Origin of the sequence: Segatella copri, from assembly GCF_019249655.2 — a bacterium.
Taxonomy (GTDB): Bacteria; Bacteroidota; Bacteroidia; order Bacteroidales; family Bacteroidaceae; genus Prevotella.
The window spans coordinates 3275768-3297081 of record NZ_CP137557.1 but is presented as its reverse complement, the minus strand read 5'-3'; the positions used below and the strand labels follow the sequence as shown (position 1 = coordinate 3297081).

Sequence of the window (21314 nt, the reverse complement as noted above, 5' to 3'; positions counted from 1 at the left end):
ACTCTGAATGTATTTTTTACTGATTTATATATAAATGAGAAAGATTATCTTAGCAGCCCTTATGTTGGGTTCAACTCTTATGGTTAATGCCCAAAGTGGTACTAATTCTCCATACAGCCAGTATGGTTTAGGCGTATTGTCTGACCAGACTTCGGGCTTCAATCGTGGTATGAATGGTGTGGGTCTTGGTTTTCATGAGCACAACCAGGTGAACTACCTCAACCCTGCTTCCTACTCTGCCATCGACTCCATGACGTTCATCCTGGATGCTGGCATTTCGGGTCAGGTTACCAACTTCAACGAGAATGGTGTGAAGAAGAATGCCAATAACTCTAATCTTGAGTATGTGGTAGGTGGATTCCGCCTGCTGCGTCATGTGGGCATGAGTTTCGGTATCATCCCTTTTACCAATGTGGGCTATGATTATTCTACCAGTGGTTATGTGAACAAGGAAGATAAGGATGTAACCTATAGCAATACCTATAGCGGTGAGGGTGGCTTGCATCAGGTTTATCTGGGTGCGGGCTGGTCGCCTGTCAAGGGCTTGGCTGTGGGTGCCAACATCGGTTATCTCTGGGGTAGCATCAACAAGACGGTGCAGAACGCTTATAGCAACAGCTATTATAAGTCGCTCTATCGCACTTATGGCACCAGTGTTCATAACTATAAGCTGGATTTGGGTATTCAATATACCCATCAGATTACCAAGAAAGATGAGTTGACATTGGGTTTGACCTATACGCCAGGTCATAATCTGCATGCCGATGCCGATATGAACATCATCTCTTCCAATGCGCAGACCAGTACTTCTGATACCTTGGCATTCAGCATCAACAATGCGTATGAGTTGCCAACCATGATGGGTGCCGGTTTGATGTGGAATCACAATCACCAGTGGAAGGTGGGCTTTGACTATACCTTGCAGAAGTGGGGGAGCCTGGGTTATCCTACCTACGATGCCAAGAACAATGAGCCTTGGGCCTTGCGCGATGGCGTTTATATGGACCGCAGCAAGTTCAACCTCGGTTTCCAGTATTGTTATGCCGAGAATGGTCGTGCTTCTTTCCTGAAGCGTGTTCACTATCGTGCCGGTGTAAGCTATGCTACTCCTTATTATAAGGTGAATGGTGTGGATGGACCGAAGGAGATTTCTGTGAGCGCCGGTTTCGGTATTCCTATCATGAACGGCTACAACAACCGTTCGCAGCTCAACATCAGTGGTCAGTGGGTGAAGAGTTCTGCCAAGGATCTCATCAAGGAGAATTCTTTCCGCATCAACATTGGTTTCACATTCAACGAGGATTGGTTTAAGAAGTGGAAGATGCAGTAATCTTTCTCTCCAGATAGAGAGGATTCTGCAGTCTCCTATATATATAATAATGTATAAGATTAAAAATTTCATAGTAATAGGCATCTTCCTGTCCTTGGTCTTGGCGGCTTGCCAGGATCCGGTAGAGCATACTGCGCCTGCTATTTATGCCAAGGACTCGGTGGCTATGATGACTTCCTATGGTGTGAATACGCTCATCAGCGATTCCGGAGTCATTAAATATCGCATCGTGACGGAACGCTGGGAGGTGAATACCAACCGCAATCCGTCCAGATGGATTTTCGATAAGGGTATGTTGCTCGAACAGTTTGACGAGAAGTTCCATATCAATAGCTATATCCAGTGTGATACAGCCTATTACTTTGACCAGCAGCGGGTCTGGAAGTTGTATGGACGCGTGCGCATTCTGACCAAGGATGGCCTTCGCTTCACCAGCGAACAGCTTACTTGGGATGAGAACAAGCACGAACTTTCCAGCAACGTGTTCAGTAAACTTGTTACACCAGAGCGTACCCTTCAGGGTTCTTATTTCTGGAGTGACGAGAAGATGACCCGTTATTTTGTAAGTAATACCAAGGGTAGTTTCGTGAAGGAAGACTTTGGTGGTGGCAGTAGCGAGGGTGGTGCATCTTCTGCATCTTCTTCCGATTCTACGGCTGCGCCAATCCGTCAGCAGGCTACTCCTCAAAGAGCTAATACGACTATCCCTATCATGCACTGATAGGGGTGGTCGTCTGTTTGTTTATAGATAATATTCTGATTTCTAATTGATTAATTATCATGGAAGAAGTTGATATAAGTCTGATTGTCGGCATCCTGGTCACGATGGTGTTCTCTGCATTCTTCAGCGGAATGGAGATAGCCTTCGTTTCCTCCAACCGTATGTTGGCGGAGATGGATAAGGAGAAGAACGGACTTTGCCAGCGACTCTTGTCGCGGTTTTATAATCATCCGAACGGATTCGTGAGTACCATGCTGGTGGGCAACAACATCGCCCTCGTAGTATATGGTATCCTCTTTGCCCGTTTGTTTGATAATACCCTTTTTGCGGGGTTGGATGATGGGGGTAGGGTGACTGCCGATACCATCCTGTCTACGCTCATCGTGTTGTTCACCGGCGAGTTCTTGCCTAAGACGCTGTTCAAGGCGAACCCTAACCGACTGTTGACCATCTTTAGCCCGATAGCGTATCTGTGCTATGTCATCTTGTGGCCTATCAGCAAGTTCAGTACTTTTCTGAGCAAGTGTCTGCTCCGTTTGCTAGGTATGAAGATGGAGAGCGAAGAGGGAGATGAAGGATTCTCGAAGGTGGATTTGGATTATCTGGTGCAGTCGAGCATCGATAATGCCACCAATGATGACGAGATTAACGATGAGGTGAAGATTTTCCAGAATGCCTTGGATTTTTCTGATACCAAGGTTCGCGACTGTATGGTTCCTAGAACCGAGATACAGGCGGTGGAGATGGAGACATCCTTGGAGGAACTGCGCCAGAAATTCATCGAGAGCGGTAATTCCAAGATTATCGTTTATGAAGAGGATATCGACCACATTGTGGGATACATCCACAGTTCTGAACTTTTCCATAATCCGAAGAGATGGCAGGATCATATCCGCACCATGCCTTTCGTACCGGAAACCATGCAGGCTCAGAAACTGATGCAGACCTTCCTGCAGCAGAAGAAGTCGCTGGGTGTCGTGGTGGATGAGTTTGGCGGAACCAGCGGTTTGGTAAGTCTCGAAGATATTGTGGAAGAGATCTTTGGCGACATCGAGGACGAGCACGATTCGGCTAAGTATGTGGCAAAGAAGACCGATGATGGTGATTACCTCTTGTCGGCCCGATTAGAGATAGATAAGATAAACGATATGTTTGATCTGGATCTTCCTGAGAGCGATGAGTATATGACTTTGGGTGGCTTGATTCTGCATGAATATCAGAGTTTCCCAAAGCTTAACGAAGTGATTAAAATTAACAACTTTGAGTTCAAGATAATCAAGTCAACATCTCGAAAGATAGAGCTTGTGAAACTCCACATCATCAAATAGTTGGATGAAAAAAGGGAATTTTTCGGCTTTTTTAGGCTTATAGCCAAAAAAGATACGGAAAAATTCCCTTTTCTCGTATTATTTTTGTATTTTTGCAGTCAATTGGCTACTCGCTGCAAAAGTAGCTATATTCAAACATGGAAAAAATAAAATAATAATAATAATTAAAACGTAATGGCAGCATTAGGAACAATTAGAAAAAGAGGCGTGATACTGGTTTGTATCATCAGTTTCGGCCTTTTCGCCTTCATTGCCGAGGAAGCTTTCCGCTCTTGCGATTCTGCAAAGAACAATGAGCGCCAGCAGATTGGTGAGGTTTATGGCGAGAAAATCAGCGTGCAGGATTTCCAGAAGCTCGTTGATGAGTACACAGAGGTTATTAAAATGCAACAAGGTCAGGAGAATCTTCCTGAGGAGCAGATGAATCAGGTGAAAGACATGGTATGGAATACATACGTGCAGAACGCCATCATCGCTGAGGAAGCTGGCAAGTTGGGACTTACAGTTACCGACGCAGAACTTCAGGATATCTTGAAGACAGGTACTAACCCAATGCTTCAGCAGACTCCTTTCGTAAACCAGCAGACTGGCCGCTTCGATGCTTCTGCATTGCAGAAGTTCCTGGCAGACTACAAGGCCCAGAAGGCTAACCCATCTGCTAACCCTCAGATGTTGGATCAGTATAACAAGATTTTCAACTACTGGTCATTCATCGAGAAGACTCTTCGCCAGCAGACATTGGCTCAGAAGTATCAGTCTCTCTTGGCTCACTGCTTCATCTCTAACCCTGTTGAGGCTAAGATGGCATTCAAGGAGGAGAACGAGGAGAGCCAGATTCAGTTGGCTGCTTTCCCTTACTCTGATATCCAGGACGACAAGGTGAAGGTTGAGGAGAGTGACTTAAAGGCTAAGTATGATGAACTCAAGGCTCGCTTCAAGCAGCCTGTTGAGAGTCGCGACATCAAGTATGTTGATATTGAGGTGAAGGCTTCTCAGGCAGACCGTGCTGCCATCAACAAGGAGTTCGCCGGTTACAAGACTCAGCTTGCTGAGGCTGCTGACCCTTCAGAGCTCGTTCGCAAGTCAGCTTCTTCTGTAGCTTACTTGGGTATCCCAGTTAGCAAGGATGCTTTCCCACGCGACATCGCTGCCGACATCGATTCTTTGGCTGTAGGCTCTACTTCTGCAGTGAAGCTGAATGCTGCTGATAATACATTGAACATCGTGAAGTTGATCAGCAAGCAGCAGTTGCCAGACTCTATCCAGTATCGTGTAATCCAGGTGGCTGCCGCTTCACAGGCTGAGGCTAAGACAAAGGCAGACTCTATCCATGGTGCTCTCGCTGCTGGTGCAGACTTCGAGGCTATCGCTAAGAAGTATGGTCAGACAGGTGAGAAGGCCTGGATGACAACCAAGCAGTATGAGTATGCTCAGACCATGGATAAGGACAACAAGACCTTCATTAACACATTGAACACTGCTTCAGTGAATGCATTGAACCAGATTCAGTTGGGTCAGGGTTATGTCATCCTCCAGGTTTGCGACCGCAAGGCTATGGTTGATAAGTATGTGGCTGCAGTTATCAAGAAGGAGGTTCAGTTCTCTAACGATACCTATCGCACAGCTTACAACAAGTTCTCTAGCTTCGTTAGTGCTAATCCTAAGGCAGAGGATCTCTTGAAGAATGCTGAGAAGAATGGTTATCGTGTACAGGAGTTGAAGGATGTAACTACAGCTACTCACTATGTTGCTAACATCCATTCTACCCGTGACGCTTTGAAGTGGATCTTCGATAGCAAGGAGGGTGAGGTTTCTCCAATGTACGAGTGTGGTGATAACAACCACCTGTTGATAGTTGTTTTGGATAAGATTCATCGCATCGGTTTCCGCGACTTGAGCGATCCTCAGGTAAAGGAAATGGTAAAGGCTGAGGTTATCAAGGATAAGAAGGCTGAGCAGATTATGGCTAAGGTGGCTGGTGTGAAGAGCATTGCTGCTGCTAAGGCTAAGGGTGGTAAGGTTTCTTCTGTTAATCAGATTACTTTCGCTGCTCCTACTTTCATCGCTGCTACTGGTGCTAGCGAGCCTGCTCTCTCTGGTGCAGTTTCTGCCACCAAGAAGGGTGCTTTCGCTGCTCACGCAGTAAAGGGTAACGCTGGTGTTTATCTCTTCCAGGTTACTAACAAGACCAATCGTCCTGTTAAGTTCGATGAGAAGGCTTACGAGCAGAAGTGCCGCCAGAAGGTTATGCAGTATGCTGGTAACTTCATGAACGAGCTTTATCAGAAGGCTCACGTAGTGGACAACCGCTACCTGTTCTTCTAATCAGAATATTCAAATTAAGCACAATAAAAAAGGTGTATTGCCATTGAGCAATACACCTTTTTTATTGGTTTATTTTTTATCGTATCTGCTATAGGATATCTTTTGGGGTAACAGCTTTATCCGCGGCTCCACCAATGTTTCTTCTTAGGAGCTTCCTGTACCTCACCATATTTCTGCTTCAGTATTCTGCGATAGCTGGTGTGGTGGCTGATAATCTGGTAAATCTCTCCCCAGTCTGGTAAACCGCCGATGCCGCGGTCGTCGATAAACCAGTCGGCTTTCAGCTTACGTGAGAAGTGGTTATTGTTCTCCAGACTTTCCTCCGGATAATCCTTGTTTACTGCCCAGAACTCTACTCCGCGCTCTCTGCACCATTCCACTGCCTCATCCAGAAGCTTGCCTTCGCGTACGCTCCAGAGAATCAGCTTGTGGTGGTCTTTAATCAACATTTTTAAGGTTTCTGTGGCGAATGGTAGCTCTGTACCAATCTTTGGGTACTCATGGGTAACGATAGTACCATCGAAATCTACTGCTATTGTTGCCATTTCTTGTTTCTTTATTTATAATTGATTGAATCTAAAAGAGTCTTCCTATAAAAATAGAAAGACTCTCTTGTTTGTTTGAATATTTGTCTGTATTTACTTCTTGATACTTGTATCGTCTGCATTGCCGTAATGGCTGTTGCTATAGTTGCCATAGCTACCAAACTGTCCGTAAGAGCCATACTTGCCGTATGAACCATAGCTGCCATAGTTGCCGTACTTGCCATACTTTCCGTATTTGCCCACTCCGTAATAGAAGCTATGCTTCTTCTTAGAGAGGTCAACGCCGTTGAGTACGAGGCACATGTTAGGCAATTTCTTCTCTGTGCTCAATCCGTTGATCATGCCGAAGCTTGCCTTTGGAGTATAGTCGGCACGGCAAACATATACACAGAGGTCAGCCAGACGACCGAGCTGCAAACTATCATTTACCAGACCCACAGGAGCTGTATCGAGGATTACGTAGTCGTAATGTTCTTTCAACTGGTTGATGATGTCGTCAAGACTAGCTCTTGTTACCAACTCACCTGGGTTAGGAGGAACAGGACCCGCCATCAAGAGGTCGAGGTTCTTGTTGACACCCGATGGAAGAATCTGCTTCAGGATATCTTCCCATGAGTTATGGTCGTGAATAATCAGGTTTGTGATACCATTGTGGTGGTTGTCAATCTGGAACAGCTCAGCCAGACGAGGCTTACGGATATCCAGACCTACCATCACTACCTTCTTGCCCAGCAGGGCGAGGGAGATACCGATATTGGAAGCCACGAATGTCTTTCCTTCACCCGAAGTAGACGAGGTGAACATCATCACCTTCTCGCCTTCCTTCAGCATAAACTGGATGTTGGTACGAAGACCACGGAAGATTTCCTCCATCAGGTTGTTCACGTTCTGGTGAACCACGATATCTGCCTTTCCTTCCTTCTTGGCAGCGTCGCTAGCCACAGGAATATCGGCGATTACAGGAACCTGAGTCAGCTTGATAACGTCCTCATGACCTTCAATCTTATACTTGAAGAACTCAATCAGGAAGAGGATACCTGCAGGGATAGCCAAACCGAGTACCAATGCGATGAGCTTGATGATAGGTTTCTTAGGGCTTGTCTGATCTACAAGTGATGGTGCATCGATAATCTTACCCTTGTCTGCTGTAGCAGCCAGAGAGATTGAGTTCTCCTCACGCTTCTCCAGGAGCATCAGGTAAAGACCAGACTTCACTTCCTGCTGACGGCCGATCTGTGTCAGCACTCTTTCCTGCTCAGGTGAGTTGCCAAGCTGACTGTTGTACTGGCCAGCCTGTGCAGCAATGCTATTGCGCTGGATCTCCATGCCGAGCTTAGCCTGGCGCATCGCTCTCTTGATGGAATTGGTGAGGTCATCCAACTGGGCTGTCAATGGAGTAACAGTAGGAGAACTCTCGCTTGCAGAGTGCAACAGCTGGTTGCGGTTCAAGGCAATCTTGTTGTACTCGTTGATGAGGGCTGTAGAACTCTCGTCGGTCAAACCTACGTTAGAAGGGATAGGCTGATACTTGTTGCCTGGCTCGTTCATGTACTTGCCAAGTTCCTTGAGCAATTCCACCTGGGTGTTAGCCTCCTGGAGCTTCTGGGTGTAAGTATCGGCATTGGCAATGGCAGCTGTAGCGTTCAGCTTCATTTCAATTACCTTGTTGCGCTTCTTGTAGCTTTCCAACTGGCCTTCGGTGCTGCCCAATTCTGAGTTGATTTTCTCCAATCGGCTGTTGATAAACTGCTCTGTGCGGAAGGCAATCTCGTTCTTGTCGAGGTTAGCCTGGCGGTTGTAAACCTTCACGAGGGAATGCAGATAGTCGAGACCGCGCTGTGGGTTCTCGTCGTTGAATACGATTTCAGCGATGGTGGTAGTCTTTGAAGTCTGGCTAACGCTCAGATTCTTCACATAGCTTTTGGCTGCCATTTCAGGTGATACGATAATCGCCTTCAATACATCGCCATCCTCCATCTGGAATCTCTTGTTAGCAGTCAAGGAGATATTACCCACGCGGGTATTGATGGTAGCAGGGAGACGGTCGATGGTCTTCTCTATCTTTACAGGGTCCTTCTCTACAGAAAATGCATCGATAGGAACATAGTAGCTACCCTTTACGATATACTTGTTGCCATCCTTCTCGATGTTCAGCTTCACTGGAGAGTTGAGCTTCTTCAGGTTCTTCATGTCCATGTCGACATTGACTTCCTGCTCCTTGTAAACCAGTGAAGAACGGAATGTTCCCTTGTGATAGTAGTTCACGTAGAGCTTCATGTCGATTACGGTCTGGAGAGCCATGTCGTTGGCCGACAGAATCTCAATCTCGTTGTCGATACCGTTTGAGTTTGTCATAAAACCCAAGTTGGTGGCATTCTGAATCATGCTGTTCATTCCGCTTCCACGCTTGTTCTGATCATCATCTTTGATGAGTACCTTAGTGGTGGTCTGGAACACTGGTTTCGCACATTTCAGGTAGAGGTATCCCAGTCCCAGGCATACGATGATGGATAGTATAAACCATTTCCAATTCAGAATCAGTGTGGAATAGATCAACTGAAAGTCGATAGCAGACTTTTCTTCTTCCTGCACACTTCCCAATTCTAAGTTTCTGTTTTCTTCCATTATAATATATGTTGTTTTTTCTAATATGTGTTGATGACAAATGATAATAGTCTTTCCTTATTTGCCTTCCACCAAATCCATCAGATACTTTCCGTATCCGTTCTTAAGCATAGGCTTGGCCAATTCCCTCAATTGCTCCTTGCCAATCCATCCCTGCTTGTATGCGATTTCTTCAAGACAAGCCACTTTCAGTCCCTGGCGCTTCTCGATACATTCGATGAAGGTGCTGGCTTCCGAAAGACTGTCGTGGGTACCGGTGTCAAGCCATGCAAATCCACGCTGAAGGGTTCTTACCTTCAAGGTCTTCTCTGCCAGGTAATGCTGGTTCACGGTAGTAATCTCCAGTTCGCCTCGGGCACTTGGCTTGATATGCTTAGCCACCTCTACCACGCTGTTAGGGTAGAAGTAGAGACCTACCACGGCGTAGTTGCTCTTAGGCTGTGCAGGCTTCTCTTCGATGCTCAGGCAGTTGCCGTCCTTGTCGAATTCTGCCACGCCATAGCGCTCCGGATCGTTCACGTAGTAACCGAAAACACTGGCGTTGCCATCTTCAGTAGCTTTCACACTGTCCTTAAGCAAACCGGTGAAGCCTGCGCCGTAGAAGATGTTGTCGCCCAATACGAGGCATACATTGTCATCGCCAATGAACTTTTCTCCGATGATGAATGCCTGTGCCAGTCCGTCTGGTGAAGGTTGCTCGGCATACTCAAAGTGCACGCCCAACTCGCTACCGTCGCCCAGCAGGCGCTTGAAGCCTGGCAAGTCGAATGGGGTTGAGATAATCAGAATGTCCTTGATGCCAGCCAGCATCAATACTGATACCGGATAGTATATCATCGGCTTGTCGAAGATAGGAATCAGCTGTTTGCTGATACCTTTGGTGATCGGATACAGTCTTGTACCGGAACCTCCTGCTAATACGATTCCCTTCATATCTTTTTTCTTTTTTAAAAAAGTTCTTATTAAAATTCTCTATATCTTTTATATTGGAATTCTTTGTCTGACTCTAAAACGGGGCAAAGTTACGAAAAAAATATGAAAGAGGAAAAGGAAAATCCTAAAATCTTCATTTTATATAGAAAAAATGTGGCTTTAGGCAAAAAAACAAGCCTCGAATTTGCGTATTTTGCGATTTTGTTGTATTTTTGCAGAACATTTTAGAACTTTAAAGAAAAATAAGAAAAAAGAATGGGTATATTTGCAAAACTGTTCGGCAGCAAAGCCGACGATAAGAAAGTGGGCGGCATGGAAGACTACATGACTCTGGTCAGTGTATATTTCCAGGCTGCATTGGCTTCACAATTAGGTATCACCAACCTGGCCATGCTGCCGGAGTTGCGTGTCTTCAAGACGAGTTTCCATGTGCCAACCGTCAACAATCGTCTGGGCATCGGCGAGAAGGCGCACGTAAGAAAGATGATGCACGACATCTACGGCACCGACGAGAGCTGGTTCAAGGAGATTGATTCCAGCATCCGCAAGAACTGCCAGAAGCTGCAGGATGTGAATGTTTATCTCAAGCAGTTCCAGGCCTTCAGCCAGGATCTCATGATGCTCATCGGCAACCTGATGAAGTTCAAGCTCCGTCTGCCTAGCTTCATGAAGAATACACTGTATAAGATGACGGCACAGACCGTGGACGATATCTTCAACAAGAACGACTTCTCAGATGCCAGTGCCCTGAAGACCGTGGTGACGCTCCGACAGCTCAACAGCCACCTCAAGTTCAGCCAGCAGTGGGTTACAGACTTCGCTTTCCAGGTGATGATGTTGGCCAAGAAAGAGCCACGTCCATCCGACGAACAGGTGGAAAAGGCGAAGCAAAAGATGGGAAAGTAGCCAATAATATCCCAAAAATATAAAAAAACTTGCAGAATATTTGTTTTATTCAAATTATTCTCTTAAATTTGTAGCCAAAAAGAAATTATCATGAGTGCTAGTGAGAAAACAATCAATACGTTTGCCACAAGGGTTAGGCAGATGATTCTCAAGTTTGAAGACATCAGGCATGAGAATGCGGAGCTGTATGCCATGGTGGACGAACGTGATGCCAAGATCAAGGAATTGGAGGAGAAGTTGACTCAGGCAAAGCATGATTATGACAGTTTGAAGATGGCGAAGATGATGACGATTTCTGACTCCGACATGGAGGCTACCCAGAAACGCATCGCCAAGCTGATTCGGGATGTCAATAAGTGTATTACGCTACTGAGTGATCAGTAATAAAATTCGAAACTATGGCAGATCAGATGGAAGATAAATTGCAAATCAGATTACATGTATATGATACCGACCTCACGGTAAGAATACCGAGAGAGGACGAAGAGTATTATCGTAAATCGGCTAAGTTGATTGACGAAATCGTGAACTCCTATTCCAAAATCTTCAAGGGAAGAAAAAGCGATAAGGAGATTCTCTATATGGCACTCATCGACGTGGCTCTGAGATACGAGAAGGAATCAGATAAAAATGATACCCAACCATATAATGATATTCTGAACAAACTGACTGCAGAGATAGAAGATACCTTGGCAAAGTAAGATTACTACGGTAAGAATATTAATAATTATAATATATATATGGTAACAATAATAGTAGCCCTCGTCACCCTCGTTCTGGGTGGGTTTGCAGGGTATTTCATTTTCCGTTATGTCATTAAGGGAAAATATAATGAAATGATTGATGCTGCCAATAAAGAGGCAGAAGTAGTTAAAGAGAAAAAACTTCTCGAAGTAAAAGAGAAGTTCCTAAATAAAAAAGCTGAACTGGAGAAGGAGGTGCAGCAGCGCAACTCACGCATTCAGCAGAGTGAGAACAAACTCAAGCAGCGTGAAATCTCACTGAACCAGCGTCAGGAAGACCTGGGACGCCGCAAGATGGAACTCGACCAGAACCAGCAGCGCATCGACAACGAGAAGAAACTCCTTGCCGTGAAGCAGCAGGATCTGGAAAAAATGCAGAAGCAGGAGCAGGCAAAGCTGGAGGAACTCTCTGGCTTGAGCGCCGAGGAGGCAAAGAACCGACTTGTAGAGAGCCTGAAAGATCAGGCTCGCCTGGATGCGGCAAGCTACATCAACGAGATTATGGATGATGCCAAGATGAATGCTAACCAGCAGGCTAAGAAAATCGTTATTCAGACTATCCAGCGTGTGGCTACTGAAACTGCCATCGAGAACTCGGTCAGTGTGTTCCACATTGATAATGATGAGGTGAAGGGTCGCATCATCGGTCGTGAAGGTCGTAACATCCGTGCCCTGGAGGCTGCTACCGGTGTTGAAATCGTGGTAGATGATACTCCTGAGGCTATCGTTATCTCTGCCTTCGACCCAGTGCGCCGTGAGGTTTGCCGCCTGGCTCTCCATCAGCTCGTAGCCGACGGACGTATCCACCCAGCCCGCATCGAGGAGGTGGTAGCCAAGGTGAAGAAGCAGTTGGACAACGAGATTATCGAGACCGGTAAGCGTACAGCCATCGACCTTGGTATCCATGGCTTGCACCCTGAGTTGGTTCGCATCATCGGTAAGATGAAGTATCGTTCTTCTTATGGTCAGAACCTGCTGCAGCATGCTCGTGAAACCGCTAATCTCTGTGCGGTGATGGCTTCGGAGTTGGGCTTGAACCCAAAGAAGGCAAAGCGTGCCGGCTTGTTGCATGATATCGGTAAGGTGCCTGATGAGGAGAGCGAGTTGCCACACGCATTGTATGGCGCCAAGATTGCCGAGAAATATAAGGAGAAGCCAGATATCTGCAATGCCATCGGTGCTCACCACGACGAGATGGAGATGAACACCCTGTTGGCTCCTATCGTTCAGGTATGTGATGCCATCTCTGGTGCCCGTCCGGGTGCCCGCCGTGAGATTGTTGAGGCATACATCAAGCGTTTGAACGACCTTGAGGCTATTGCCATGAGCTATCCTGGCGTAACCAAGACCTATGCTATTCAGGCAGGTCGTGAGCTCCGCGTCATCGTGGGTGCCGACAAGATGAATGACGAGCAGAGCATCAAGCTCTCTGACGAGATTGCTACCAAGATTCAGAACGAGATGACCTATCCTGGTCAGGTGAAGATCACCGTGATTCGTGAGACTCGCAGTGTAGCTTACGCTAAGTAAGAAGGAATCAAGCGATAAAACGCGTTTTCATATATTCGAAGTTTAAATTGTCGTTTCTCTCCTTCATAGGATGAGGAATGTATTTGATAAAGTCGCTGTTCTCTAGGGGACAGCGGCTTTTTCCTTATATAATATTCATGTACGGCTACATTTATATAATATAATGTGATGAAAGCAGAACAGAAGATTTTAAAGCGATTCAATAAAGGATGCGTGGATTATCACCTTTTGGAGGATGGTGACCGGATTCTCATTGCCTTGAGCGGCGGAAAGGATTCTCTGGAACTGGTGCGCCTCTTGGCTCAGCGTGCCCGCATCTATAAGCCGCATATCGAGGTGGAGGCGGCGCATATCATCATGGATAACATTCCTTACGAGACCGACAGTTCTTATCTCCAGGCATTCTGTGCAGAGAATGGCATCCGGCTCCATATCCTGCACAGTTCTTTCGATGAATCCACCGATCCCCGCAAGACCCGTTGTTTCCTCTGTGCCTGGAACCGCCGCAAGACGCTCTTCGTGTTTGCTGTAAATAATGGTTTTAACAAGATAGCCTTGGGCCATCACATGGATGATATCCTCGTTACCCTGCTGATGAATATCACCTTCGAGGGTTCTCATTCCACCATGCAGCCCAGTCTTCCTTTAAAACATTATCCGCTCACCATCATCCGTCCCCTTTGTCTGGTGCATGAGGCGGATATCCGTCAGGTGGCAGAAGAGTTGCATTTCACTAAGCAGAAGGCGTTGTGTCCTTACGAAGAGACTACCCGCCGTTCGGATATGCAAGCCGTCTTCCAGCATTTGGAGCAATTGAATCCTGAAGCGCGCTACAGTCTTTGGCGTTCTGTCTTTATGGAATAAAATATAGTAGAAAAAGCAATAAAAAACGAAAGTACTTTCATGAGCACATGAAAGTACTTTCGTTGGACAATGAAATAGGCTTCATTTGCCATTGAAGCCTATTGTATTTGTTCCTGGGGTAGATCTAGTAAATGGCAGTTACTAATTTTGGGGAGCTGCCCAGAAACGTGAAGTATCTGTTGTCAGTACTGAATGGTCGGGAAGTTCAAAACCTTTGAATCCAGAAGGAACAAGCACGATATGGCGATTATTGTTTCGATAAGCAGGATTATTATCTTCGCGACCATAGCCTGTTGTCTCCCAAGTATCAAACCAGTATAAGTTTTTTGCCCAATATGCCCTGTAATAAACAAAATCATTATCTGAATTCAAGAGAGGACGGTAAACGATTTCTCTGCCGTCAATATATCGCTCACGCATTTCTGCAAGAGAAAGTGGAGTGCCTTTTTCATCTTCTGCCCAAGCATTCATATCCGAGTCTAGCATAGCCCATTTCTGTAATTCTGGCAGCCACACCAGGTTAACAACATGGCAGTCGGAATCCTCGGAATCTGCGGGATGACAAGTTACAAAGCGGTTTACAATACCCTCAGACAGCAATAGTTCGTGTAAGAGGATGGAGTGTAATCGACAGTTGAATGCAGGCTCTATCGATCGAGTGTATTTCCAGAGATCTATAGCATTACATCTCTTAGGATTAATCTTTTGATTGGCATGAGGAATGTTTTCCGCTACAAAACGTGCCAGTGAAATGGCCTTGTCCCATGTTGGCATTGTGGAAGATACAACAGTATCGAGTTTGAAATATTCACGGATTTTTTGTGATTGGACAGAATCTTTCTGATATGCAAAATGATAGGACGTAGTATCTGGTACATATTTGCCAGCGTCTTTTAATTTTTCTACCATTTCATTCTTCAGCGAATTGCAAAGATAAGCTTCCACTTGTTTATTGAAAACAAAGCGTGCCAATAGTAATGTTGCTACAGCTATGAGCAGGATTCCCAAGATGCTCCAGCCAACCAACTTGATTTTTTTCTTCATTTTTTATTCTATTAGTTATTTCATTTATGCTCTGGGGATATGTTATCCCCAGCAACCAGGATGTAGTCTACAATGTTCATTCCTGCTCCTTATTTCATGTCATCCGAGTTGAGTATGGTGATGGTCTTGCCCTCAATCCTGATGGCACCCTTCTCCTCGAATTCGGAGAGGCAGCGGAGGAGCGAGAACTTCTGGATACCGAAGATATCCGCCATTTCCTGGCGGCTGACATCCAGTCGGATGGTTCTGCTCTGCTGTTCGGTAGCCATCTTGATGAGGTATTGCGCCACCTTCTCCTTGACGGAGAAAAGGGAGAGCATGCGCATTTTCTGCGAAAGGAAGATATCTATCCTTGACAGGTGCTGGATGAAGTTCCAGCGTATGCGTTCGTCGGTATCTATCAGCAGTTTCAGTTCCGAAGGCCTCATGCGCAGGAGGGTGGTCTTCTTGCTTGTCTCCACGCTTACGGGCATCTCGTTATTTTGTGCGAAGATATAGGCAGGGGCTATCAACATCGATTCGCCCAACCGCTCTATCTGAGCTTGCTTGCCCGACAATCCCGACATGCGGGCTATCATCTCCCCCTCGACAATGATGTCGGCATATCTGCAGGGCATTCCTGCCAGCACATAGGTTTCCCTGGCAGCAAGCTCCACCATCCGGTAGCTTACCATCGACAGTGCCTCTCTGATTTCCTCAGGAGTAAATCCCTCAAATACCGTGCATTTCTGCAAGGTAACGAATATTGATTCTTTCATACATTTAAGTTTTATATTCAATAACGCATTTTCCTCCGATATATTGTTTGCTCCATTTAGAATCTTGAAGGCAGAATCTCCGCACGCCCTATAAGAGTGGAATCTTACTAGCTAAAGTTCTGGTAATAAGCAAGAAAAATACGAAAAAACTTTGGTGTCTTAAAATAAAGTCGTAACTTTGCAGCTGAAAATTAATAAATGGAGGAAGAATATGGCAAATTATATCAGATTTGACTGGGCGATGAAGCGCCTGCTTCGTAACAAGGCAAACTATGCCGTGCTGGAAGGCTTTATGTGTTCGCTGTTGAACGAGAAATTCAAGATCAACAGATTCCTGGATAGTGAGAGCAATCAGCAGACCGAGAATGATAAATTCAACAGAGTGGATATCCTGGCCGAAAATGAGAAGGGAGAATTCATCATCTTCGAGATACAGAATACCCGGGAACATACCTATTTCCACCGTATGCTCTATGGAGTTTCCAAGGTCATCACAGACAATATCAGTCTGGGCGATGATTACGACAAAGTGCGCAAGGTATATTCCATCAATATCGTGTATTTCACATTGGGACAGGCTAAGGATTATGTATATCATGGCAAGACGATGTTCCAGGGACTGCATCAGCCGAATGATATCCTGAAACTCTCCAACCGACAGAGTGAACTCTTCTTCGGTGATGAAATCCCTCAGGGACGCAAGACTAATCGCGAAGCCGGAGATATATTCCCGGAGTATTATCTGCTCTGCGTGAACAACTTTGATAAGCTGGCGGTGAACAATCTGGATGAATGGATCGAGTTTCTCAAGACCGGCGAGATCAGCGAGGCTGCCCAGGCCCCAGGTTTGGCAGATGCCCGCAAATGCCTGGATATAGATAAGTTGACCGTAGCGGAAAAGAATGATTATGTCCGCCACATGGAGAATCTGCGCTATCAGCGCAGCGTTATCAAGACGGGTTATGATGATGGCTGGCAGAAAGGTCTTGCCGATGGTCGAGAAGAAGGTCGTGCTGAAGGTCGTGCTGAAGGACGTGCTGAAGGACGAGAAGAAGGACGAGCTGAAGGACGAGAAGAAGGTCGTGCCGAAGGAGCCAAAGATGAGAAGAAGGCTACAGCCCGTCGTCTTCTTGCAATGGGCTTGTCTGCCGAGCAAGTGGCAGTAGCAACCCAGTTGTCATTAGATGAAATCAAGAAATTATAGCTGCTTTTTGCAATAGACAAAGGGAGATTTCGCCAGGAAATCTCCCTTTGTTGTTGTATGCTCGGCATGGACGTTGTCTAACGGCTGCAGATTCTCCCTTAACTCAGTAGCTGCTGTTCTTATCCTATATATTTTTTGATGTCCTCTTCTACCGTTCCGTTTCCGGCTATGCCAAAGGTATCTACCAGTACCTTCAGTACGGCTGGTGAACAGAAGGCTGGGAGCGTAGGACCCAGATGGATGTTCTTTACGCCCAGATGCAGCAGGGCAAGAAGTACGATGACAGCCTTCTGCTCGTACCAGGCAATATTGAAGAAGATAGGAAGTTCGTTGATGTCGCTGGCTCCAAAGATCTCCTTCAGCTTCAATGCCACAACCGCCCAGGAATAGGAGTCGTTGCACTGACCTGCATCCAGCACACGGGGAATGCCGTTGATGTCGCCCAGATTGAGCTTGTTGTACTTGAACTTAGCACAGCCGCTGGTGAGTATCACTACATCCTGAGGCAGCGCCTTGGCAAACTCCTCGTAGTAGTTGCGGCTCTTCATTCTGCCATCGCAGCCACTCATCACCACAAACTTGCGGATGGCTCCGCTCTTCACAGCCTCTACTATCTTGTCTGCCAGGGCAAAGACCTGGGCATGCGCAAAACCGCCGATGATCTCGCCTGTCTCTATCTCCCTAGGTGGCTGGCAGGTCTTGGCAAGCGCAATCACCTCGGAGAAGTCCTTGTGGCCGTCGGCACCCGCCTGGATATGCTTCCAGCCAGGGAAACCGGTAGAGTTGGTGGTGAAGACGCGGTTCCTGTAGCCTGCCGATGGCGATGGCGGAACGATGCAGTTGGTGGTGAAGACAACAGGACCGTTGAAGCTCTCGAATTCCTCCTTCTGTTTCCACCACGCATTGCCGTAGTTGCCCACCAGATGCTTGTACTTCTTGAGCTGCGGATAGTAGTGGGCAGGAAGCATCTCGCCATGGGTATAGACGTCGATGCCCGTGCCTTCGGTCTGGATGAGGAGATCTTCGATATCCTTCAGGTCGTGACCGGAGATGAGGATGCCCGGATTGCTGCCTGTGCCGATGTTCACTCTGGTGAGTTCCGGATTACCGTATGCCTGGGTGTTGGCCTTGTCGAGGAGTGCCATCACATCCACGCCGTACTTTCCTGTTTCGAGCACCATGCCCAGCAGCGTGTTCATATCAGCATCAGGGTTGCTGATGGTGGCGAGAGCACGGCAGATGAAGCTGATAATCTCGCTGTTCTCTTCTCCCAGATGGGCTGCGTGCTCGTAGTATGCTGCCATACCCTTCAGACCGAGCATGGTGAGTTCCTTGAGCGAGCGGATATCTGCATTCTCGTGGCGGAGCACGGATTCACGGGCGCCCTCTGCCTCATAGTCTGTCTTCTCGCCACCCCAGGTTACCTCCTGATAGGCAGGTAGGTGGATATTCATGCTTGCCGCCTTTTGCAGCAGCTGTTTCTTCAGTACGATGCCCATATCTACCTTTTGCAGGATATCCTGGTCGTTGAAGTTGGCGTTGGTAATGGTGGTGAAGAGTGCATCCGTGAGGAAACGGGTTACCTCTGGTGTCGGCTCTTTGCCTATGCTATGCTGTATGGTTCCTATGCCACGAACCACGCTGAGCAGCAGATCCTGCCACTTGGAAGTTGTAGCCTCCTTACCGCAAACACCCTTGATGGTACAGCCTGTACCCTTAGCTGTTTCCTGACACTGGAAACAGAACATCTTGTTTTCTGTCATATTGCTATAAATTAATGAGTTATTTTAATGTTTCCTTCCAGGCGGCAATCTGCCATTCCTGGTTTCCGGCTGCAAAATTACGGCTTAAAAAATAATCCTACGGTAACAATTGTGACCGTAGGATATTAAAAAAACATAAAAAGAGTGTGGGGGAATGGATTTCTCCCTTCTTGAAGTGCATGATGATTAGATAGATGTCAACACCATCATATATTTATCCTTAAGGGAAAATAAAATTAGCCTTAAGGGAAAATAAATTTTGCCTTAAGACTAAATATATTCTGTCTTCTGATGGGCTATGCATAAGAGTGCATGCCCGTGAGGAAATAGTTCACACCGAAGTAGGTCATGGCGATACTCAGGAAGGCTAGGGTAATGTAGATGTGATACACCAGCGGCTTGCGGAAAACCGGTAGACTCAGCGTATGCACTACTACTGCATAAATCATAAAGGTGATGAGCGCCCACGTCTCCTTGCTATCCCAACTCCAGTAATTACCCCAGCTCACGTTAGCCCAGATGGCTCCGATGAAGATGCCGAATCCCATCGTGGTGAGGGCAGGGTATAGGAAGATGCGGCTCAGTGCCTGAAGCTCTTCGCCATGAGAGCGAAGGCAGATACCCATGATGCCACAGATAAAGGTGAGCGATAGGAGGGCGTAGCTCATCATGATGATGCTGACATGGATGCTGAGTAACGGACTGTTCAATACCGGCATCATCTGTCCGATAGCAGGATCCATCTGGTTGATATGGCTTACCAGAAGGAAGAATCCTGAAATCAGAAAGCCGAATACCATGACGATGCGGATGCGCAACTGCATCAGAATACTGATAAGCATCACGAACCAGGCTACAGTCAACATACTTTCATATCCGTTAGACATAGGTATGTTGCCGCTGATAATCCATCTCAATGCCAATCCGAAGGTTAAGGCAAGGAAGGATACGCCAAGCAGGATAGGCAAAGCGATGTTCAATGCCTTGATTTCTCTCTTCTTCGTCATGCGATAGATGGTGTAGAAGAGGGCAATGAAGCCCAATGTGAGGTTTGCCATGAAGAGAATGGTGGCAAAAGGAAAGGCATTATTGATGCGTTCTGCCTTATACTGTGTAGCTGTTGGCAGCGAATTACCGCTACTAACCTCCTGATATTTCTTCATCTTGACGAAGAACTCGTTTACTCGGCTCGTATTGCCTGCCTTTACATCACCATTCAGCAGAGAGAATACATTCCTGATATAGAGCGCATGCTGCTGCTCTACGGCTTGCGGCAACTTATCCACTGGTGAAAACCACGTGGTAGTACCCGCCTTGATGAAAGGATGATTCTTGGTAGCTTTCACGTTCTTGGTGAAGGTGTAAGGAAGAACCTTCAATGAAACACCTTCACGCAATTCCATGATGATCTGTATCTTGCCATCGATATCGGCGGCTTGCTGATGGAACTTGTCCTGCTGACCATTGTAGTATTCCTGAACATACTGTCCGATGGTATAGCCACCCATCTCACGATTGAAGAAAGTATTGAGCGAAGCATAGTCAGGCAGATTCATCGCTGTTTTCATTTCTCCGCTCTTGATCTTGATGAAAGGCTCGTTTGCCCAAGTATTTCCATAGAACACCCAACCAGAGAGTACCTGTTCTGCAGTCAATCCCTGATAGCTCCTGGCTCCATATATTTTCTTGCAGAAATCCAGGGCAAAGGTCTGTACCGGACAGATGCGGTCGTTGTAGAGAATATGAAGCTCGCCAAACTTCTCTGCAGTTTCCTTTGGCAATACAGCATTTTGGAGATTGCCTGTTGCAGATTCTGCATGCAGTGTCTGTATATTGCCCATGCTGAGGATGAGTGCTGTCATCAAGGCTCCCTTCTTGAGCAAAGGACTCTTCAGTAGTTTGCGATAACCGCCCTTAGGGTCGAAGAGCATCCATACGAGGGAGATGAAGAGCAGCGCATAGCCAGTATAGGTGACTGGTATGCCGTATGGATCGGCATTGATAGCGAGTACGCTTCCCTTGCCGTCTTCATCGTAAGACGACTGATAGAGGCGGTAGGAACGGTGGGAATAGATGTTGTTCATCGAAACTTCGCCTTCGCTCTTATCATCCCCATCCGTTACGGTGAATTTTGAAGAATAGTCAGCCACAGCGTTGGTACCATCATGCATCTTCGCTTCAAACTTCTTTAGGCAGAGCGAGAAAGGGAGTTTCTCTTCCTTCATACCCTGCTCTTCATCCTGAGCCATATAAGTATCTGTAGGCTGACCGATGCGCAGATGAATCATGCCCCGTTTAGCCGATATATGTGTGAGCAATGCCCCGGCAAGGATGATGATGAAGGAGAGATGGAGTGCCAGCGTAGAAGCGCACTTCACTTTTCTTTTGATGATGTAGAAAGCACCGAGGGCAGCGAGTACTGCCCAGATTAGAATGAACCACCATGCTCCATAGTAGTGGGCATGGGCATAATCCGTGCCCTGGCTTTTCTCCACGATGGTGGCGGCTGCCATGCATACGAGCACAAGGATGTAAAGAATGAATATAATCTTTTTAACCATACTTAGTTGGAATCTTGATAGAATTTCCGCTGCAAAATTACGATATTATTCGGAGACGAGCAAGATTTTATACGTATATTTAGAGGTTCTGATAAAAAAAGCTGCCAAATGCTTTTGATAGCCTGGCAGCTTTT

Annotated in this window: 17 protein-coding genes; 10 read left to right on the top strand and 7 right to left on the bottom strand. The window is 46.5% G+C overall.

Annotated elements, in window-relative coordinates; translation table 11 throughout:
* The first annotated feature begins 34 nt into the window (after nucleotides 1-34).
* From KUA49_RS13555 to KUA49_RS13540, 4 genes are all read left to right on the top strand, one after another.
* Nucleotides 35-1330: a hypothetical protein gene (locus tag KUA49_RS13555; protein ID WP_218411526.1), complete on the top strand. Its 1296-nt coding sequence runs from the start codon at nucleotides 35-37 to the stop codon at nucleotides 1328-1330.
* 49 nt (nucleotides 1331-1379) lie between these two features.
* Nucleotides 1380-2051, top strand: coding sequence for an LPS export ABC transporter periplasmic protein LptC (gene lptC / locus KUA49_RS13550; protein WP_218411527.1), 672 nt, complete (start codon nucleotides 1380-1382; stop codon nucleotides 2049-2051).
* Nucleotides 2052-2110: 59 nt separating this feature from the next.
* Nucleotides 2111-3379, top strand: a complete 1269-nt coding sequence (locus KUA49_RS13545; protein ID WP_203049106.1) for a hemolysin family protein — start codon at nucleotides 2111-2113, stop codon at nucleotides 3377-3379.
* Between the two features lie 174 nt (nucleotides 3380-3553).
* Nucleotides 3554-5704: a peptidylprolyl isomerase gene (locus tag KUA49_RS13540; protein ID WP_218411528.1), complete on the top strand. Its 2151-nt coding sequence runs from the start codon at nucleotides 3554-3556 to the stop codon at nucleotides 5702-5704.
* 116 nt (nucleotides 5705-5820) lie between these two features.
* On the opposite strand, the gene KUA49_RS13535 is transcribed toward KUA49_RS13540, so the two are convergent.
* The 3 genes from KUA49_RS13535 to rfbA all read right to left on the bottom strand — a co-directional run bounded on the left by KUA49_RS13535 (nucleotide 5821) and on the right by rfbA (nucleotide 9807).
* Nucleotides 5821-6249 carry a BT0820 family HAD-type phosphatase gene (locus tag KUA49_RS13535; RefSeq protein ID WP_203039591.1) on the bottom strand — a complete coding sequence of 143 codons (429 nt, stop codon included), beginning with the start codon at nucleotides 6247-6249 and terminating at the stop codon, nucleotides 5821-5823.
* A gap of 93 nt (nucleotides 6250-6342) precedes the next feature.
* A complete protein-coding gene (locus KUA49_RS13530) occupies nucleotides 6343-8874 on the bottom strand; it encodes a GumC family protein (protein WP_218411529.1) in 2532 nt (843 codons plus the stop codon).
* Between the two features lie 57 nt (nucleotides 8875-8931).
* Nucleotides 8932-9807, bottom strand: a complete 876-nt coding sequence (gene rfbA / locus KUA49_RS13525; protein WP_218411530.1) for a glucose-1-phosphate thymidylyltransferase RfbA — start codon at nucleotides 9805-9807, stop codon at nucleotides 8932-8934.
* Between the two features lie 255 nt (nucleotides 9808-10062).
* On the opposite strand from rfbA, the gene KUA49_RS13520 reads away from it, so the two are divergent.
* The 5 genes from KUA49_RS13520 (at nucleotide 10063) to KUA49_RS13500 (ending at nucleotide 13850) form a co-directional block, all read left to right on the top strand.
* Entirely contained in the window at nucleotides 10063-10713 is a 651-nt protein-coding gene (locus tag KUA49_RS13520) for a hypothetical protein (protein ID WP_218411531.1), read from the top strand.
* Nucleotides 10714-10803: 90 nt separating this feature from the next.
* Nucleotides 10804-11097: a hypothetical protein gene (locus tag KUA49_RS13515; RefSeq protein ID WP_218411532.1), complete on the top strand. Its 294-nt coding sequence runs from the start codon at nucleotides 10804-10806 to the stop codon at nucleotides 11095-11097.
* A 14-nt stretch (nucleotides 11098-11111) separates the two neighbouring features.
* Nucleotides 11112-11414, top strand: coding sequence for a cell division protein ZapA (locus KUA49_RS13510; protein ID WP_203039580.1), 303 nt, complete (start codon nucleotides 11112-11114; stop codon nucleotides 11412-11414).
* A gap of 39 nt (nucleotides 11415-11453) precedes the next feature.
* A complete protein-coding gene (gene rny / locus KUA49_RS13505) occupies nucleotides 11454-12986 on the top strand; it encodes a ribonuclease Y (protein ID WP_218411533.1) in 1533 nt (510 codons plus the stop codon).
* Between the two features lie 168 nt (nucleotides 12987-13154).
* Nucleotides 13155-13850 (top strand): tRNA 2-thiocytidine biosynthesis TtcA family protein, encoded by a 696-nt coding sequence (locus tag KUA49_RS13500; RefSeq protein ID WP_218411534.1) that lies wholly within the window; start codon nucleotides 13155-13157, stop codon nucleotides 13848-13850.
* Between the two features lie 141 nt (nucleotides 13851-13991).
* Here KUA49_RS13500 and KUA49_RS13495 read toward each other — a convergent pair whose 3' ends face one another.
* Nucleotides 13992-14894 carry a transglutaminase-like domain-containing protein gene (locus KUA49_RS13495; protein ID WP_218411535.1) on the bottom strand — a complete coding sequence of 301 codons (903 nt, stop codon included), beginning with the start codon at nucleotides 14892-14894 and terminating at the stop codon, nucleotides 13992-13994.
* Between the two features lie 89 nt (nucleotides 14895-14983).
* Complete coding sequence (locus KUA49_RS13490; RefSeq protein WP_218411536.1) at nucleotides 14984-15652, bottom strand: Crp/Fnr family transcriptional regulator; 669 nt, start codon at nucleotides 15650-15652, stop codon at nucleotides 14984-14986.
* A gap of 211 nt (nucleotides 15653-15863) precedes the next feature.
* Here KUA49_RS13490 and KUA49_RS13485 point away from each other — a divergent pair, with 211 nt between their 5' ends.
* A complete protein-coding gene (locus tag KUA49_RS13485; protein WP_218411537.1) occupies nucleotides 15864-16856 on the top strand; it encodes a PD-(D/E)XK nuclease family transposase in 993 nt (330 codons plus the stop codon).
* Nucleotides 16857-16975: 119 nt separating this feature from the next.
* Here KUA49_RS13485 and hcp read toward each other — a convergent pair whose 3' ends face one another.
* On the bottom strand, nucleotides 16976-18619 hold the full coding sequence (gene hcp, locus KUA49_RS13480) for a hydroxylamine reductase (RefSeq protein WP_218411538.1): 1644 nt from the start codon (nucleotides 18617-18619) through the stop codon (nucleotides 16976-16978).
* Between the two features lie 296 nt (nucleotides 18620-18915).
* Entirely contained in the window at nucleotides 18916-21180 is a 2265-nt protein-coding gene (ccsA, locus tag KUA49_RS13475; RefSeq protein ID WP_218411539.1) for a cytochrome c biogenesis protein CcsA, read from the bottom strand.
* Nucleotides 21181-21314 lie beyond the last annotated feature (134 nt).